General features: G+C 71.7%; 1 protein-coding gene. It reads left to right on the top strand.

Going from position 1 to position 508, the window contains the following annotated elements:
* Positions 1 to 294: 294 nt before the first annotated feature.
* A partial coding sequence (locus tag ACFPZL_RS14215; protein ID WP_382336068.1) for a hypothetical protein occupies positions 295 to 508 on the top strand: 214 nt, incomplete at its 3' end.

The raw sequence follows: 508 nt of genomic DNA, 5'->3' as shown, positions 1-508 counted from the left end.
GCGCGCGCCTTCGACCTGTTGGACACGCTGGCCGCGCCATCGCCGGATCCGGCATGCGGTGCCGGTGCCGCCGTCGGGGCTGCCGCCGCCGAGCACGTGGTCTTCGCCGGTGAGCTGGTGATCGGCGACACCTGCGGTTGCCCGCAGGCCGGTGCGACCGGGTAGGCGCGGCGAGCGCGAAGCCGCGGGGCGCGTGTAACAGTACCCTCACGCCTGGTCGCATCCGCTTGCCCATCACGATCTAAGCGCTAAGATCGTGGACATTGCCGACGTCTTCATCGAGTGAGGAGCGAGATGTCCGAGACTCTCAGCGCCGAGAGCGCGCTGGCGCGCGACGGGGCGGCGAGGATCGAATGGGTGCGCCGGCACTCCCCGGTGCTCGACGGCTACGTGCGCGATGCGGTGAACGACGGCGCGCTGCGCGGCACGCGGATCGCCGTGGTCGTGCACCTCGAGGCCAAGACGGCCTTCCTCGCCACGGTGCTCGCCGATGCCGGCGCCGAACGCC

The sequence above is a fragment of the Leucobacter soli genome (genome assembly GCF_042659205.1).
In the GTDB taxonomy this organism is placed as follows: domain Bacteria; phylum Actinomycetota; class Actinomycetes; order Actinomycetales; family Microbacteriaceae; genus Leucobacter; species Leucobacter soli.
The sequence above is the reverse complement of the archived record's forward strand: the minus strand, read 5'-3'. Positions and strand labels throughout refer to the sequence as shown.